12 protein-coding genes are annotated in these 16,746 nt (G+C 50.6%); 5 read left to right on the top strand and 7 right to left on the bottom strand.

The window, feature by feature from the left end; translation table 11 throughout:
• Positions 1-111: 111 nt before the first annotated feature.
• Positions 112-2,286 carry a GumC family protein gene (locus GS601_RS00970; protein ID WP_162421275.1) on the bottom strand — a complete coding sequence of 725 codons (2,175 nt, stop codon included), beginning with the start codon at positions 2,284-2,286 and terminating at the stop codon, positions 112-114.
• 102 nt (positions 2,287-2,388) lie between these two features.
• Entirely contained in the window at positions 2,389-4,659 is a 2,271-nt protein-coding gene (locus tag GS601_RS00965) for an SLBB domain-containing protein (protein WP_162421274.1), read from the bottom strand.
• A gap of 580 nt (positions 4,660-5,239) precedes the next feature.
• On the opposite strand from GS601_RS00965, the gene GS601_RS00960 reads away from it, so the two are divergent.
• On the top strand, positions 5,240-6,163 hold the full coding sequence (locus GS601_RS00960; RefSeq protein WP_338016927.1) for a phosphodiester glycosidase family protein: 924 nt from the start codon (positions 5,240-5,242) through the stop codon (positions 6,161-6,163).
• A gap of 187 nt (positions 6,164-6,350) precedes the next feature.
• Here the strand turns inward: GS601_RS00960 and GS601_RS00955 are convergent, their stop codons facing one another.
• Positions 6,351-7,064, bottom strand: a complete 714-nt coding sequence (locus GS601_RS00955; protein WP_162421273.1) for a uracil-DNA glycosylase — start codon at positions 7,062-7,064, stop codon at positions 6,351-6,353.
• Positions 7,065-7,173: 109 nt separating this feature from the next.
• Between GS601_RS00955 and GS601_RS00950 the strand changes: the two genes are divergently transcribed.
• From GS601_RS00950 to GS601_RS00940, 3 genes are all read left to right on the top strand, one after another.
• Positions 7,174-7,935: a phosphoribosyltransferase gene (locus GS601_RS00950; protein WP_162421272.1), complete on the top strand. Its 762-nt coding sequence runs from the start codon at positions 7,174-7,176 to the stop codon at positions 7,933-7,935.
• A gap of 41 nt (positions 7,936-7,976) precedes the next feature.
• On the top strand, positions 7,977-8,273 hold the full coding sequence (locus GS601_RS00945) for a DUF4175 domain-containing protein (protein ID WP_162421271.1): 297 nt from the start codon (positions 7,977-7,979) through the stop codon (positions 8,271-8,273).
• Between the two features lie 231 nt (positions 8,274-8,504).
• Positions 8,505-8,906, top strand: coding sequence for a hypothetical protein (locus GS601_RS00940; RefSeq protein ID WP_162421270.1), 402 nt, complete (start codon positions 8,505-8,507; stop codon positions 8,904-8,906).
• A gap of 208 nt (positions 8,907-9,114) precedes the next feature.
• Here the strand turns inward: GS601_RS00940 and hpsP are convergent, their stop codons facing one another.
• The 4 genes from hpsP to hpsL form a co-directional block, all read right to left on the bottom strand.
• Positions 9,115-10,317 carry a hormogonium polysaccharide biosynthesis glycosyltransferase HpsP gene (hpsP, locus tag GS601_RS00935; protein WP_162421269.1) on the bottom strand — a complete coding sequence of 401 codons (1,203 nt, stop codon included), beginning with the start codon at positions 10,315-10,317 and terminating at the stop codon, positions 9,115-9,117.
• A gap of 13 nt (positions 10,318-10,330) precedes the next feature.
• Complete coding sequence (gene hpsO / locus GS601_RS00930; protein ID WP_162421268.1) at positions 10,331-11,503, bottom strand: hormogonium polysaccharide biosynthesis glycosyltransferase HpsO; 1,173 nt, start codon at positions 11,501-11,503, stop codon at positions 10,331-10,333.
• A 4-nt stretch (positions 11,504-11,507) separates the two neighbouring features.
• Positions 11,508-12,485, bottom strand: coding sequence for a hormogonium polysaccharide biosynthesis glycosyltransferase HpsN (gene hpsN / locus GS601_RS00925; protein ID WP_162421267.1), 978 nt, complete (start codon positions 12,483-12,485; stop codon positions 11,508-11,510).
• Positions 12,486-12,867: 382 nt separating this feature from the next.
• Positions 12,868-14,517 (bottom strand): hormogonium polysaccharide biosynthesis protein HpsL, encoded by a 1,650-nt coding sequence (hpsL, locus tag GS601_RS00920; protein WP_162421266.1) that lies wholly within the window; start codon positions 14,515-14,517, stop codon positions 12,868-12,870.
• 687 nt (positions 14,518-15,204) lie between these two features.
• Between hpsL and GS601_RS00915 the strand changes: the two genes are divergently transcribed.
• Positions 15,205-16,416 (top strand): glycosyltransferase, encoded by a 1,212-nt coding sequence (locus GS601_RS00915; protein WP_162421265.1) that lies wholly within the window; start codon positions 15,205-15,207, stop codon positions 16,414-16,416.
• Positions 16,417-16,746 lie beyond the last annotated feature (330 nt).

Raw genomic sequence — 16,746 nt, 5'->3', positions numbered from 1 at the left:
CTGTCAAGTTTGAAATGAGGGACTGAGAATCGATGAGTGGATGAGTGGATGGGTAACGTCTCCCTCTCACCCCTCTACCCTCTCACCCCTCAACTCAACGTTAACAATCTACTAGTACGTCATATCTGCAAAACTCGACGGATCACGATTGGCAACCATGCCCAACACAGGAGTTCGCGCTGTTTGTAATCGATCGAGAACCTGCGTCAACTCAAAGCGGCTAGTTTTTCCTAGCCCTGTGACCAAAATCATTCCGTCTGTGTGAGAGGCTAACAGTTTGCTATCTGCCAGATTGAGCAAGGGCGGAGCATCGTAGATCACAAGATCAAACATGGCATGGAAATATTCGCTCAATCGCTTCATTTTTTGGGACGATAGCAATCGAGCCGGGTTAGGCGGCACCTGCCCAGAGGTGAGAACATACAAATTTTCATCGTCTGCAACGATCGCAGTCGGGTCGTTAGTAACCCTGGCAGCAGTCAGATTAAAGACGCGCTGAATTGCCTGCTGGGGATTAAGATTTGAGGTCAGCACATCTACTAAACCACGATCGTTAGCCAGATCTAAAAGGCTGCTGATCTGAGGGTGGCGCAAGTCTGCGTCTACTAGCAGCACCCGATGCCCCATCGCCGCTGCCGCCTGAGCTAAGTAGGTTGCCACCGTAGATTTGCCATCCCCTGCCGATGGGGAACTGATCACCACCGAGCGAATGGGTTGATCTGCCTTGAGCATCCGCAGCGTGGAATAGAGCGATCCAAACGATTCTGAAAAGCCTGAATAGCGGAACGTATCCGAGCGCAGATCTGCTCTTTGAGGGATGCCACGCTGCAAGAAGTGCGGTCTCTGCAACGCTTCATACAGCGGAATGCTTCCTAAAATGGGCAGCCTGACGTGCTTTCTCAGTTCGTCATTGGTGCGAATGGTATCATCAACCCGCTCTGCGATCGTAGCGGCACCTACCCCCAACAGCAGACCTGCGATCGCGCCGAGCACCAGGTTTCGCTGCTTAGTATCTTCTGGCATTTGAGGCGTTGCAGGAGGAGCAATTAACTGCCAGGGCACTTCTTTTTGAGCCGCTTGCACCTGAAGATTTTCTCGGGTTGCTAAAAAGCGCCCCAAACTGTCCGTCGCAACGTTTAGTTCGCGCTCTAAATCACTATAGATGCGCGACACTACCGGCAACCGCTGGACTTCCTGTTCCCAATACCGTTGAGCATTCCCCAACACTTGTTGGCGCGTCTCTAAGACCGAAAGATCAGTGCCAACTGACGCCATCTTGTCTCCTAACACTCGCCGAGCTTCTTGGCGCAGCACAGGAATCAAACTGTTGCGCTGCTCTTGCAACACAGCCATCTCAGGCTCACTCGCCTGAAATCGAGTGGATTCTGTGGCAGCCTTACTGTCAATTTCCCGCATCTTGTCCAGCACTTTTTGGTACGCTGGATCGGCAGCAAGAGCAGCGATCGCTCCGGACGGATCTTGCAGATTGTTATACTGCTTCTGAGTTTCCGCAATTTCTCGGCGCGCTTCTAAACGCTGTTGCTCTAGTCCTTGAATCTGGCTGGCGACCTGACTGGCTAACGCTTCTGTCCCGATCAAATTATTGCGCTGTCGAAAGGTCTGAATCTGCCGCTGCAAGGTATCTACCCGTTTCCGAGTGCTTTCGATCTGATCATCTACAAAAGTAATGCCTTGGCGGAGATTAGACTGCCGTTCTTGTTGGCTATAGGTTAGGTATCCAGCCGCGAGTTGATCGAGCACAAACTTGACCCGATCGGGATCTTCGTCTTTATACTTAACGGCGATCAACTTCGTATCCTCTGGTCGAGAAATACTAAGCTGATCCATCAGTGAGCCGTAACCGATCTCTGGATACCGCTTCTGAATTTGCTCAACGATCGGCTTCATCGTCTTCGGGCTACCCAAGACTTGGATCTGCGTTGCATAGTCTAAGCCAGTATTTGACGATGGCTTTGGCTCACTAGACAACGGATCTAAGCCTTGCTCACTTTCCGCCGTAACGGGTTCAACCAGGATCTGAAATGCCCCTTCATAGCTATCAGTTTGCCTAAGCGTGATCACTCCTGTTAACAGCGTCACGGTCATAGCCGTGCCTGCGATAAGTAAGCCTCTGCGGCGTGCAATATCGAGAACCTGAGGAGACTGCCAGTCTTCTTCGCTCTGGCTGACATGCGGACGAGTTGCATAATCTAGCACTAACGGCGATTTGCCATTGCGCTCGACGATCGTGTGAGTGGAGTTCCCTGAATTCGACTGATTATTCATCAAAATACCTAAGCTAGTAATAGAAGAAACATGAAACAGGTGAAATATAGAATCCGAATAGCTAAGCCACTGATGGAGAAATCGTTGAAACAGGTGAAAAAACTACAATCCAAACAGGAAGCGGAACGGCAAAATTCGACCGATTGGACCTAGAACCGTATCTAGGGTTTGGGAGAACTTAGCCGCGCCAGATCGCTCAACAACGACAACATCACCATTTTGCAAAACGGGGTTGCCTTTCTCGTCAATTCCCCGCGCTAGATCGATTTCTATTTCGCGGCGCATCACTGTCCCGTTGGGGTTTAACCGAATCAGTTCGACAGCCTTTTTCTTGGCATCTTTATTAAATCCACCGGCTGCCAAGATCGCTTGGTTAAGGGGTGTATTGGCAGCAACCTGAACGGCTCCCGGTCGAGTGACTTCGCCCACCACGTTGATGTTCATAGTTCCAGGTGAGAAGCTAGCCGAGCCGAGCTTAGCGGCTTCGGCAGGGTCGAGGGCAGTCGCCGTTGGAATGGCGATCGTATCGCCTTGTTGCAGCACCAAATCTTGACTCAAATCTCCTTCTTTCAAGAGCTTCCAGAAGTCAATCGGAATGGTTTGAGTTGCGCCAGAACGGGTGGTGCGGCGCACCTCGATTTTCCGAACGTTTGCCAGTTGATTGACACCGCCTGCCTGTTGAATGGCTTGGGTGATGGTGGGCAGCCCCGCTTTCACTTCTAGGGCATAGGGACCGGGGCGGCTGACCTCGCCCACCACCGCGATGTTGATTGGCTTGGCGGCATCGGTAGCAAAGTTAGCCGCCGCAAACTGCGACGCTTCGGCGAGATTGACGCCATTAGAAGTGGGCACAAACACAGTGTCGCCGTCGAGCAACGTCAGGTCTTGGCGAATGTTGCCGGTTTGGAACAACTCCCACAGGTCAACGGCAATCTCCTGATCCGGCGCATTGAACTGAGGGCGACGAACCACAACTTGCCGAGGATTGGCCGAGCGAGTCATGCCGCCCGCTTCTTGAAGGAGTTTGGTAATCGTTGGAAATTTTCCATCTTTTAACTCAAGCGGATACGACCCTGGACGCCCAACTTCGCCAGCGATCGCAACATTGAGGGGACGAGCGGCGGCTAAGCTCACATCCACGAGCGGACGCTTTAGCACCCGAGCATACTTTGCAGAAATGGCTTGTTGAGCCTGCCGTAGCGTCATGCCGGTAACGGGCAAGTTGCCGACCCGATAGAGGTTTAAGGTGCCATTGACAAGGACTTGATAATCTTTGCTGTACTCTGGCACATTAAACACATCTACCCGCACGCGATCGCCCGCTCCTAAGGTGTAAGCATCTACAGCCGCCGCCGCAACTTGGGTAGGCTGAGGGCGGTTGGGCGCGATCGCGGGGGGGGTCTGGGTCGGAGGCAGGGTACGAGGGGTAGAATTTTCTGGGCTTGGAGCCGCAGTGGGAGTTATTCGATCGACGGCTGGGGTTGCTTCAAGGGTGGGCAGAGTAGCGCTGGCTAAGGTGGGCAGCCCAGCCGTGTTAGTTTGAGCGACAGCAGCAGGTGTTGCCCCTTTCGATGCTTGGAGTTGGCGATAGACAAAGGTGGCGGCATCGGCTCGCGTCACGATATCTTTCGGGCGTTTGATCTGCGCGATCGCGCTCGGTGCTTTACCCGACGCCGCCTTCAGCATAGTGCTAAACTGCTGGTCGGTGACGGGGGCATCGGGGCGAAAGGTGCCATCGCCATAGCCGCGTACAATACCTTCCTGCATCAGCGCTTGAATCGTGCGTTGGGCACGGTGTCCTTCAATATCATCGCGTGAGGTGGCAACAGGTTTCGCTGCCTCGTCTGGGTTGGGTAAGGCGGCAGCCTGCGCGGCTTCGGGTTGGGCGCTAGATTGCGGACCCGCAGCAGCAAGATTTGACGTAAACGGCATGCTCGAACTCAAAGACGCCGCCACGATCGAATCGATCGGCAGTTGATCCACGCTGACCGACCTGACCTGCGTCGAGGCGGTTTGCATCTGAGGAGCCGGGGGCAGGTTGACCTTTAGAGCCGTAGGCGGCGGGGGCGGCAGTTCGGCGATTTCGAGATCGAGCATTTTTTGTGCCACGCTACTGGCGGATTGTGGCTTCGGCAGAGTGCTGCTCATACTCGGTGCTAGAACGTCTTGCCCGCCCAAGGTTTCGGGTTGAGCTAATGCGATCGCTGGATTGGCAGCGGTGCGGGCTAGCAGGTTAGATTGCTTGCGCTTGACTTTATCGCCCGCAGGAGAGGGGGTTTGCGCTTCTGTGCGAATTAGCTCTTGGGCGACTAATGCTCCAAAGGCACTGATTGCAAGGAGTGAAATGTTAGTGGGTGTTAATTTCAACTTCATAAGCTCTGAGGGGGGGTAAGACCTGCTACACCGGGCTGCAAAGGGCTGTATCCGTAAGTCAGTAGAAATCCGCTCACAATTACAGTGGCTCGTCTACTGATACAGGGTTTTCTCGGTTGCATCAGGATAGTTTTCGGAGCGTTAAAAAAGCGACACAGAGAAAATTTTCTCTAAATAGGATTTGTGTTGCTCTAAAACGACCGCTAGCGACGAATCTCAGGTGAATGAAGGTAAAAAAATCCGGAATACTTGGGAACAATTAGAAAATTTTCTGATTTTCTGAGAATTGTTCGAGTGAAATCGATGGTTGCCTCCGGTTGGCTTGGGTTGGCTACTGAGTAGCAAGCATAACGATAGACCCCGCGATCGCTTTGTTCCCCATTAGGATTTATCCACTAACCTGGGCAGTTTTGTAAAAATAGATACCATTCTATTGCTCATACTTAAACAACTGACACCTCTGCTATCCAACAAAAATGGTACGGTTTCAGAGCGAAGACTGACTCAGAACTGAGATTTTGCGGAGGTAAGGCGCTTCTGACCAAGCGCGCTGGAGGGTGTAGCGAATCGAGGAAAGGCAGTGAAACCAATTTGGCGACTCGGTATTGGATTGTTTGGGGGCGGACTGGCAGTTTGGATGGTACGGGCATGGTTGCCGTCTGTCGCCTTTTTATCTCGCTCGGTCGAAATTCAAACCCCGGTCGTGCCTGTGAAGCCACCTCAGTACCGGCTTTATAAATTACCGCAAAGTGATGTTTACACGCTGACGATAGCGGCTGCATCTCCGTCTAAAATTCAAGTTTTTGTATCAAAAAGTACCCAAACCGTAGGGGAATTCGCTGAGCAATCAGGTGCGATCGCGGTGATCAATGCTGGCTTTTTCGATCCGGTGAATCAAAAATCAACGTCTTACATCACCATAGACGGCACGCTGATGGCTGATCCTCGCCAAAATGAGCGGTTGACGCAAAACCCAAAATTGCAGCCCTATTTGAATCAGATTTTCAATCGAACCGAATTTCAGCGGTATCAGTGTGGGCAATCGGTGCGCTACGCCATTCGTGCAAGGCGCAGTTCTGGAGGCCTCTCCCCCTCCCTCAACCCGATGCCATCAGCCTGTCAGCTAGTAGATGCAGTCGGCGGGGGCCCTCGCCTTTTGCCCACCCTGACTGCTTCCGACGAAGGATTTGTCGATGCGGCAACCGGGAGAGATGCGATCGCGATCAACCAACCCAATGCCAGAAGTGCCGTTGGCATCACCCACGATGGCTCAATCATCTTTGTGATGGCAGCCCAGAAACCAGATGCGCCCAAAACCTCTGGGCTGTCTCTTGCCCAATTAGCAGACTTTATGAAGGAGCAGGGCACAGTGCAAGCGATGAATCTAGATGGCGGAAGTTCCTCAGCCCTGGTTTATCAAGGGAATGCTTATTATGGCAAAGTGAATGAAAATGGAAATCCTATAAAACGCCCGGTAAAATCTGTATTAATGGTAACAAACTAGGGGTCAACTGAAGACCTAGGAGTGGATGGGTAGAGAGTGGATGGGTGGAGGGTTCGGGAAGGAATCTAGTCCATCGACTCGTGCACCTACACCCTTCAGAGCAATTGAAAGAACAGGGTTGCAGATGGGGGTGTGGGTTGATCTGTCGTGTTTGGCATTTAGATTGGATGAAATAGTTCTGGTTAATCTACGCTGATTTCAAATCGTCTAGTTTTGCTTTTATCGCTTGAATATCTTGCCACATGAGCCACTTAGGCGCGCCCTTTTCGCGAGAGGGATTTCTTAATAGATAGGCAGGGTGAAAAATAGGCATGTAAAACCGCTCATCTTGCTCAATCCACTGCCCCCGAACTTTAGTAATTCCTTGCTTAATTCCCACCAGGTTTTTCATTGCTGTTGCCCCCGTCAATAGGATAATTTTGGGGTCAACCAGGCGAATTTGTTCTCTTAAATAGCCACTACATGCCCTGGCTTCCTCAGTTGTCGGAACTCGGTTTTCCGGTGGGCGGCACTTGACGATGTTGCAAATAAAAACGTCGGTTTCCGTGGTGAGTTTGACCGATGCCAAAATCTTTTCGAGCAACTGTCCTGACTTGCCCGTGAACGGCAATCCGGTTTCATCTTCTGTTTGTCCCGGTCCTTCCCCAATCAGCATGATGGGAGCGCTGAGATTTCCTCGACCGATTACAGCATTCGTTCGATATTCGCCCAAATCGCAGCGATGACAGCGATTACAGTGTTCTGCCATTTTCTCCATAGAGTTGTACGTGCCGACCGGAATTGGCACTTTGGCGCTCGTGGGGATTAGCTCTGGGTCAACCTCAGCCGGGGGCATTGGGGGGGCACCAGCAGAACTGGCAGGGGCAACATCAAATAAACTGATTTGTTCTTCGTTACTCATGAATCGCAGGCGTGTTCTCAAGATCGGCGGTTTCGCCTCTAAATTCTAAGCCAATCGCCTCCGCGATCGCACCCCTGGATCAAAATTCCGATTTGGGTGCAGTTCTTCTATGCTGGAGAAAAGCCGCTCTACGCGAGGAGGCATTGTGGCTCAGGTGTTCCGAAGTGCCGAAAATCCGATTTTGTTTGTCGATCGCGATGCTGCCGGAGAGCAACTCGCTCAAGCCGTACTGCGCGAAGTGCAGACGTTGAGAGAGCCGCACCAATTTGTGGTGTATGGGTTGCCAAGAGGGGGGGTGCCGGTGGCGTTGCCGGTGGCGCGATCGCTGGGTTGCCCACTTGAGGTGCTGGTGGCGAAAAAGATTACTCGCCCCACCGATCCAGAACTGGCAATCGGGGCAGTCACCGCCGATGGACAGGTGCTACGAACCGCAATGCGGCTGTCGATCCATCCAGATGAATGGCAGGAGGCGGTAGAACTAGCGCGGATAAAGGCTCAGCAGCAGTTGGCGCAATTTTCCCAGCAGACGCATCGAGGGGCAGAAGCTACCCTGCCTGAGCAAGGCTCTGATCAAGCGATGAATGCCGCTAAACGCCGTCAGATTGCGCTTTTGGTGGATGACGGCATCGCCACTGGAATGACAATCACTGTGGCAGCGAAGGCATTGCGACAGCAAAATCTTGATGAGATCTGGATTTGTGCTCCGGTTGCGCCTGAAGGAATGATTAAGGCGTTAAAGCAGTGGTGCGATCGCACGGTTATTCTAGCGACGCCCGATCCGTTTTTTAGTGTCAGTCGGTTTTATCAATCGTTTCCCCAACTTTCCACAGAAGAAGCCCTTGCCTACTTGAAAAAGAGTACTCAAGCCTGATAATCCTTAGTAAGAAAAAGAAGTGGAACCTGGAGAAACCGATGAGGCAGTGGCGCAATTTCTGGCTTGGGTTGAGTATGCTGGGTCAATACAATCCACCTCAATTGGTTGAAACATTGATGTTGGCGTTGTCGATGGTGCTGTTTATCGTGTGGTTGATTGTCCCCGCTTCGCCTTACTTGCTGTTGGGCTTAGTGTTCACGGTTGGCGCGTGTGCTTCAATTTTGGTGAGAGAATCTCGAATTTCAGAGCCTCGCCCTCGCCCAACTCAGGTTGCTGCAACCGTCCTGTTGCTCATCAGTTTATATGGCGTTGCAGATTTAATCCGCAACTCGTAGTGTGTATGAGGTAGTAGGTCTTTAGAGCTAAGATTTTTCGTTTTAATAAGCTCTCAAACCCTGAACTGAAGCAAGTTTGAAGCGATTTTAGCCAGCAAAGCCACGGCTTAACGATTTCAATCTAAAGAGGTAGGGCATTCCAAAATTGGCTGCATAGACTGAATTTGACCCAGAAAAAACTAGATTTTTTGACTAGATTTTTGGTCGTTTGTCCATTCAGGAGAGAAAGCCATGAAGCAGACTTTGAAGCGCGCGCTCATGCCAGGTTTAATGGCAACGGGTCTCATCAGCGCGACATTCCTTCCTGCCAAGCCTGCGTCTGCCGATCAGAATGTCTGGCGCGATATTGGAATTGGAGCCGCAACGGGAGCGGTGTCTAGCATTGTGACGAAACATAAGGTAGTGCCAAACATTATCAACGGGGCAGCCGCCGGAGCCGCCGTAAATCAGTCCCGTGACCTCTCGACGCGCAAAGGGCAGCGCCCAGATGTGCTGCGAGATGCGGGGTTTGGGGCAGCCGCAGGGGCAGCCGCAGGCGGAGTGACAAACCGTCGTCACACCATTAGAAATGCAGCGAATGGGGCGGCTGTAGGAGCGGTGATTAACATTCTGACACCTCAGCCTCGTCGTTGACCTGTCGTTGCGCTAGGGGTCTGTCAAGACTGAAATAGGGGACTAGGAGGCGAGGGGGAGTCTAGTAATCGGAACCATCTACCCCTCCACCCATCACTCAACGTTGACAATCTACTAGAGAGGGCTGTTCTAGAGTGTGAAGCATCAGGGGTTTCTATCCTGTGAATCGCCCTCACCCTTTCCTACAGAAGCCGGAACAAGAGTTGGCTCAAGGCTCTTTTTGCCCTTCGGGAGGGGTGAGGGTAGGTTTGGCGATGTGCTCATATTCGCGAATTAACTGATGAGCGATCGCATCCCAACTAAAATTTTCGTGAGCATAGCGATGGGCATTGGTTCCTCGTCGCTGTTGCTCGTGCGGATCGGACAAGGCTAGTCTTAACGCATCGGTTAAACTAGAAACATTGCAAGCATTTATCCATCCCGCTTCGGCTTGTTGAATGCCTTTCCAAATGTGAACCTGATCGGAAACAACAACCGGAGTGCCAACACTCATTGCCTCAGCAACTGCAATGCCAAAATTTTCGTAATGAGATGGCAAGACAAATAGATCAGCCGCGTTAAGTAGATCAGCTTTATCACCACCTGTGATAAATCCAACAATTGTAGTGTGAGCATTCAACGGAGAGTGCCGGATGCGATCGCGGATCTTTGTCTCATAGTCTGGATTCTGAGGATTGCCGCCAGCTAAAACAAACTGAAACTCTTGGTCTTCCGCAATCAAGGTTTCTAAGGCAGGAATTAAGAGATCTAGCCCTTTTTTAGGATCGATGCGGGACATAAACAGCAGCATTGGGCGCAGCGCCGGAATGCCAAATTTTGCTCTGATATCTGTGGCTGCTGGTTTGGGCAGCTTGACGCCTAACGGCAGCACGAGATCGCGCGTCACCACTCCAAATCGTTCTGAAACCTTCGCCTCCTGGTCGCTGGTGAAATGGATGGCGGCTGCCCCTGCGAGATTTGGGCGTTCTAAAAATGCCGCGTAGAGGGTTTTGAGGAGGCGTTTTTTCTGTAAATCCGCAGGGTCGAGGGTGCCAAGCGGACGCAGGATATAAGGGAGATGATGCGATCGCGCTACCCTTGCCGCCGCAGAACTGACCGGAGAAAACAGCGCGTGAATGTGCGCTAAATCATAGTCTTGATGATGCCGAGAGAGCCACTTTAAAAGATCGAGGGAGAACTTATAGCGGCGAAAGGGCGAACATCGAAAATAGCAAATTTCGTAACCGTCTTGCGCGATTGGTACGTTTAACGGCACATCTAGCGGTGTTTGCCCGGTGTCGCCGTTGGAATCTGTGGTTAAAATCGTTACCTCGACGCCTGCTTTTGCCAAGGCTTCAGACAGCCCGACCACCATTTGGCTAGGTCCTCCATACACAAGCGAGATGGACGGAACAATCTGAAGAATACGCATGAGGGTTGGGAGGCTAGTTTGCTTGGAGTTGGCGATAGAAGGTGAAAAGCTCTTTGGCGAGGGCGTGATTGGTATAGCGGGCGATCGCTCGAGCGTAGCCGCATCTGCCTAAGTCTTTGGCAAAGGTGCGATCGCCCATCAGGTGAAAGATGCGATCGCGCAGCGCCTCACTATCTCCTTCCGGAAAAATCAACCCCGCATCCTCAATCACGTTGGGAATTTCACCCGAATCAGAGCCAATCACCGGGACTTCGCACGCCATCGCCTCGATCAGGACATGCCCAAACTGCTCTTTCCATCCGGCAGAGGTGAGCGTTTTGAACTGATTTGTGGTTTCAGACGGCAAAATCAGCGTATCCATGAGATTGATGTAACGGTAAACCTCAGCATGGGGAACGCTGTCTACCCAGATTAAGCGATCGTCAAATCCCAACGTTTTCGCGGCGGCTAACAGCGTTTCCTGCTGTTCTCCTCGTCCGAGAAGTAGCCACTTCCACGGGCGATTTTTCAGACCTGCAAGCGCGTTTGCTAGGGTGAGTAATCCTTTCTCAGGGACAAATCGCCCAACAAAACCGATGACGAAATCTGTCTCGGCAATGCCCAACTGGGCAGCAAGTTTCGGCTGACATTGAGGACGAAATAACTGATGATCGACCCCCAATTGCGGCATGATTCGCATCTCACCTTGGTAACCGTGTTGACGCAAAATCTGCTCGCCATCGCGATTGCCAACAACAACACCATCGGTATGGCAGAGGTTATAAGATTCTAACAGGGAAACAGGAAACTTAAGTGTATACGGGAGATTCCACCAGGTGAAAAAAAGATTTTTGGCTTGCAATCCGAGGAGCCGATTCAGGATAATCAGTTCGGCGTAGGCGATCGACTTTGAGCCTTGTTCCACTTGAATAATATCAGGACGAAACTGTTGCAAAAGCGGAATCAGATCGGCTCCAAACGATAGCAACCCCTGGTTATTTTGGCTGAAGTTAGACACCGGCACCACCCGAAATGAGCCATCTTCTCGATACCGAGGTTCGACTACATCTGTCATCACTCCCCCCGGCTTCCAGCGTTTGGGCACCACGATCGTTACTTCGATTTCGGGTTCTAAATTTGCTAAAATTCGCAGCTTTTCGCAGTTGAGATCAACAATATAAGAATGACTGGCAACGAGAATTTTCATCAATTTATGCCTCGCCTGCGTCTTGCCGGGTGTAAATCTGTCCATCATCCCAGCGCGATCGCACTATAGTTTTTAAAGCTTGCAAAAATCCCAGGGTATAAAATCCAAATCGCGTGAGAATTTTGATGGGTGAACCGCTTTTATGGCACGGTGGACGCCCCAAAACATGGCAATCAAACAATCGCAGAAAAAACCGGAGGCATTGCCCCGGAGTGAGATTTTTCAAGCCCATCAAAAAATGGTTGTGATAGAACGTCAGTTGATATTTCAGGGATTTGGTGCTGATGTCGTGGCATCCGCCCGTCTCTTCGCCCAAATGCACCAGCGATGCCTCCGGGTCATACCAAACTATCAGCCCGGTTTGCCGCAGATGCAGGCAAAAATCAGATTCTTCTCGCACGGCGCTGCCCTGAAATCGCTCATCAAACCAGATGCCGTGCTGGGTAAAAATGTCGCGACGATAAGACATATTGCAGCCGCGGGCGCTCAGAACTCGCTGCGGTTTGACGGTATGAACGAGATTGATGTGATACCACGCGATGCCCGGATCGAGCGCTTCGGGTGGCAAATCTTGAATTTCTAAACCCGGCTTAAAGTCAGCCAGTTTCATGCGATCGTAGACTCGCCCTGCCACCGCCCCCACATCAGCGCGATCGTAATTTCTGGCATGAGCCGCGAAAAACCCAGGCTGAAGCTGCACATCATCGTCAATAAATAGAATGATCTCGCCCTTTGCCCGTCGCACTGCAAAATTTCTAGCCCCCGGCAAACTTGCCCACATCGGCTGAAAAAGTCGAATTTTTCCTGCTTGCGCCAAGTTATCTAAAAAGGCTTGGGTTGCAGGTTCATGCACCGGAGTCTGATCAACTACGATGACCTCGTACAGGGGATAATCTTGATTCAGCACATCCGCGATCGTGTCTCGGAGCGTTTCTTCGCGCCCATAGGTTGCAATCACGACGGAGATCAAAGGAGGAAGCATAACGTTATCGCTGATTTAGGGGTCTTGATTTAGGGAGTTTGGGTTCGTCGGATCAGGGTATCAAGCCGTTTTCTAAAAAATATTTCTAGTAGTATGAATGCATAAATATATATAGTTAGTAATCCCAAAATAGCGATGAATGAAACACTAAATTTAAGAAAGAAAGCAAAAGGAATGTATTTTGATAAATATGGAAAAGTTGAACATAATCGCATTCGGTGAATCAGATAAACTTGATAGAAATAGAAACCGACTAATGCTGCCCATGACAATGCTATTTGCAACGCTCTGAAACCAAAATGCTTGTAATCTGATCAATCCACTGCACACGATTGAATGATATTTATTGATAACAACAAATCATGGGAACTAAAAAAATAGACTACTTTTGTTTTTTCTTTTTCTTTTTAGAATTAGCGTCTTCAATTACAATAGGCTCTTGCTGATCTAAATAAGGCAAACGCAGTACAATTCCTGCAAAAAACCAGTAATAAACCGCTACAGGATCAACATCCAGAGGATAGTAATAGGTGTTGTAACTGATGAATAAAACAAACGTCCAGAGCGATGCGCCATAGCCGCGTAAGTTGCGATCGCGCACCTGCTGATAAGCTTTAAAACACGCGCCCGTCAGCGACGTTGCTACACCCAAAAACAGTAGTGCCCCGATCGGTCCTATCTCAAACATTACTTTTGGATAGTAGGTTTCAATGAGTTCCGTTTCTCCAAGGGCCCGGGCAGAATTTGTCGCCCGTCCTAGCCCTTTTCCTAACAGAGATGTCCCTTTAGAAACATTCTCAAACTGCTGAACAATAAATGAGTCCGGCGGCGATGCATTCCAACGCCCGACTGCACTATCCCACCGTTCTTGCACCACGTCTGGATTAGACACCATCGCCACAAATAGGACAAGTGTCACCCCGATCCCAATCGGAATAAACCGCTTCAAGTTTGCAACTTGTCCAGTCGTAATCAGTTGCAGCACGATCATTGCCGGCACCAGCATGAGGGCGATTCGCTGTCCGCACAAGACCGCCATGATCATCGTGCCAAGCAACGCCACCCCGCCGATGATTTTCCAGAGAAAGTTTCGATCGAAAAACGTGACGGCAAAACTAAAGAAAGCACTCGAAATCAAAAACCAGCCCCATTGCCATGGCGCTACAAACGTTCCTGGGAGCCGAATGACGCCTTGTTCTTCACTGTAGAGCAGCGATCCCCCTACCAGACAGCGAGCCGACAGCGACGCCTTAAATAGGGCTGCCCCCGATCCAACCGTGCCCTCACATCGCCCAGTTTTGAGGAACATGTACTGCAAAAATGCCAAGCCGCAGCAGACGATCACAATGATCGCCGTCATCCGCATGAGCCAGTAAACATCCTGTTTTTTTCGCATCAAATAGTAGGCGCAAGGAATCAGCGGCACATAGCCGACCAATACTTTTAACCCAAGAATGCCCATAGCAATTGGCTTTTCGTTTGGCACCGTCGCTGCGATCGCATCCGTGGCAATTGACGCTTGGTTTGACAGACCTGCAAACTGCTGAGCGCCATTGACAAACAGCAAAACGAGAAGGCAATATCCCAATAACAACGCGAACGGTGTTGTTAACGATTTCACAACCAACAGGGGCAGTTTTTGCTGTTTGCAGTACTGCACAACGCCGATCAGGGCTGGAATAAACAGTCCATCTTTGGCAAGCTGGAATAGGGGATTGTCGCCTCCCACGGCGTAGGTAATAGTTCCACCAAACGGCATGTAGATTAAAAACGCATAAAGCGCTTGCCACGGAAACTTGAACGAGAGGAGGATCGCTACGATCGCCACGAATCCCCCGATTGCCCCTTTCACTCCGCCCACGATCGCTAACATCAGGCTGAGTGCGATCGCGACCATCACGGTCATCGAAATAAACCCGATCGCCTCCTTGCGGGCTTGCGCTTCCTTGCGCTTCTGCACCAATTGCTCTTTGAGGCTCAGAGTAGGCTCGGTAGGAGAGGCAGGCTTAGACAGACGTTTTGGCTTTGGCATGGCAGAGAGATGGCACAGCAAGAGCGTTGGTTTTCCCAGAGTGGCGCGGTGCGCTGATCGCAAGAGCAGCCTGATCGGTTTAACACGTTAAATGAGTTGAAATCCGGTCGGTTTATTGAGCATTAAACACCAGGGTTGAGACCCAAGACGTCGTTAAAGCCCGCATACTTCATCCCTCTTTTGCAAAGCTGGGTTCCATTCATGCGTGAATTTACGGCTAATTCCGTTGTTTTACTGCCTGCGATCGCAGCACCTATTTGGGCTAAGAGAGAAACGCTAGATAGGCAACCGGGTAAAGCATCGTTGCTGCCTATTAGATGGTCAACGTTAAGCCGATGGGTCGATGAGTGCAGGGGTCAATGAGTGCAGGGGTCGATGAGTGCAGGAGTCGATGGGCTGGATTAGCGACCCATCCACCCATCGACTCTCTAACCCATCCACTCCTAGTCCCTCATTTCAACTTTGACAGACTACATTTTGACAGACTACATATTGCCGTCGGGTCTTCAGTTGTCTGTCATGTTAGAGCAGCGTTCTGAGGCACAATATATTTAAACTTGCAGTCTTGTTAACTCGACAAGGTTGACGCAATGGTCTCAGAAGCCCGAAGGTCTTCATAGCGCCAGACTTAATTTATATGTTCTCTAACCAGCCGTCATAGCCCTTTTTGGACGCTCACGTTTATTCATGAATCTCGACCTCTCTAGTGCGCTATTGCCTGTGCCAACGGGTGCCTACCAAATCTCTAGCTTGCCGACCGAGCGATCGCTTGCCTTTTCCCTGGTCGTTCCGACCTACAACGAAAGCAGAAATATTGGGCAGATCGTTGAGATTTTGACACAATTGCTCGATCAGGCGTTACCGAATGATTACGAACTCATTGTGGTGGATGACGACAGCCCCGATCGCACCTGGGAAGTGGCTCAGCGCTTGCTGCCAACTTATCCACAGTTGCGGGTGATGCGGCGGCAGAGCGATCGGGGCTTATCAACGGCAGTGATCCGAGGCTGGCAGGGGGCGCACGGAGAGATTTTAGGCGTCATTGATGGAGATTTGCAGCATCCGCCTGAGGTGTTGCTCAAGCTGCTGCATGCCCTGCGTACTGGGGCAGATTTGGCGGTGGCAAGTCGTCATGTGGAAGGGGGCGGCACGAGCGATTGGGGCTTTATACGGCGGTTTCTCTCGCGGGGGGCGCAACTCGTGGGATTAATTATTTTGCCTGGTGTGGTGGGGCGAGTTTCTGATCCGATGAGCGGCTATTTTATGGTGAGGCGTAGTGCGATCGCACAGTGTCTGCTCAACCCTCTCGGCTACAAGATTTTGCTAGAAGTGATTGGGCGCGGGCAGATCCAGCGCATTGCTGAAGTTGGTTATGTGTTCCAAGAGCGGCAAGCAGGCGAGAGTAAGGTGACGTGGAAACAATATGTTGAATATTTGGTGCATCTAGTGAAACTGCGCTCTAGAGGGCGCATCAGCCGCCTCAACGAAACCTTCCAAATTGGTCGCTTTCTGCGCTTTGGGTTGGTCGGCTTGAGTGGGTTTGTGGTGGACATGGCAGCCTTCTATTTTCTTCGCACGTCGTTTACCTTAGGCATTGCCCGTAGCACGATCCTCTCTGCCGAACTTGCAGTCGTCAATAATTTCTGCTGGAATGACCTTTGGACGTTTGGCGATGTGGCAAGAGAGCAGCCCAAAAAACGGCAGCGTCTCAAGCGATTTCTTAAATTTAACGCCGTTTGTTTGATGGGAATTATTCTTCAAACACTGCTGGTGAGTGCGATGTATGATCTATTTCAGATCAGCGAATTTGTGGCAAAACCAATTGCGATCGCGATTGTTACGTTCTGGAATTTTTGGATTAACCTCAAACTGAGTTGGCGAGTTACGGACGTTCAATGATGGGGTAGCGCGTGTACCGGAATGGTGCGTTTCAAGAGGCTGAAATTCAACGCCATTTCCTGATTTACAGCATGGCGCAGGCATGGCTACTTGAAGCTGTCAAATAAAATTTGAACATGGCAAAACTTTTCTGGTGCTTAACAAATTATTTCAATCAGAAGTAAAACTGTCAGGTTTTTAGCACGTCATTAATGGCACTAAAACGGGCGAATAATCAAGTTTTTTAGCCTTTATTTTATTTTTATGTAGCAAGGCAATTTGCTATCTTCTAGCCTTAAAACTTACATATTTCTTTCTTTGCTTTCATAAAGCAAATCAAGGTATCATTTC

The organism is Myxacorys almedinensis A, from assembly GCF_010091945.1.
Classification (GTDB): Bacteria; Cyanobacteriota; Cyanobacteriia; order Leptolyngbyales; family Leptolyngbyaceae; genus Myxacorys; species Myxacorys almedinensis.
The sequence above is the reverse complement of the archived record's forward strand: the minus strand, read 5'-3'. Positions and strand labels throughout refer to the sequence as shown.

Bases quoted from the DNA above. Each gene is read 5' to 3' on its own strand.
- GS601_RS00970 (WP_162421275.1), bottom strand. From the start codon at position 2,286: ATGAATAATCAGTCGAATTCAGGGAACTCCACTCACACGATCGTCGAG.
- GS601_RS00965 (WP_162421274.1), bottom strand. From the start codon at position 4,659: ATGAAGTTGAAATTAACACCCACTAACATTTCACTCCTTGCAATCAGT.
- GS601_RS00955 (WP_162421273.1), bottom strand. From the start codon at position 7,064: ATGAGTAACGAAGAACAAATCAGTTTATTTGATGTTGCCCCTGCCAGT.
- GS601_RS00950 (WP_162421272.1), top strand. From the start codon at position 7,174: ATGCTGGAGAAAAGCCGCTCTACGCGAGGAGGCATTGTGGCTCAGGTG.
- GS601_RS00945 (WP_162421271.1), top strand. From the start codon at position 7,977: ATGAGGCAGTGGCGCAATTTCTGGCTTGGGTTGAGTATGCTGGGTCAA.
- GS601_RS00940 (WP_162421270.1), top strand. From the start codon at position 8,505: ATGAAGCAGACTTTGAAGCGCGCGCTCATGCCAGGTTTAATGGCAACG.
- hpsP (WP_162421269.1), bottom strand. From the start codon at position 10,317: ATGCGTATTCTTCAGATTGTTCCGTCCATCTCGCTTGTGTATGGAGGA.
- hpsO (WP_162421268.1), bottom strand. From the start codon at position 11,503: ATGAAAATTCTCGTTGCCAGTCATTCTTATATTGTTGATCTCAACTGC.
- hpsN (WP_162421267.1), bottom strand. From the start codon at position 12,485: ATGCTTCCTCCTTTGATCTCCGTCGTGATTGCAACCTATGGGCGCGAA.
- hpsL (WP_162421266.1), bottom strand. From the start codon at position 14,517: ATGCCAAAGCCAAAACGTCTGTCTAAGCCTGCCTCTCCTACCGAGCCT.
- GS601_RS00915 (WP_162421265.1), top strand. From the start codon at position 15,205: ATGAATCTCGACCTCTCTAGTGCGCTATTGCCTGTGCCAACGGGTGCC.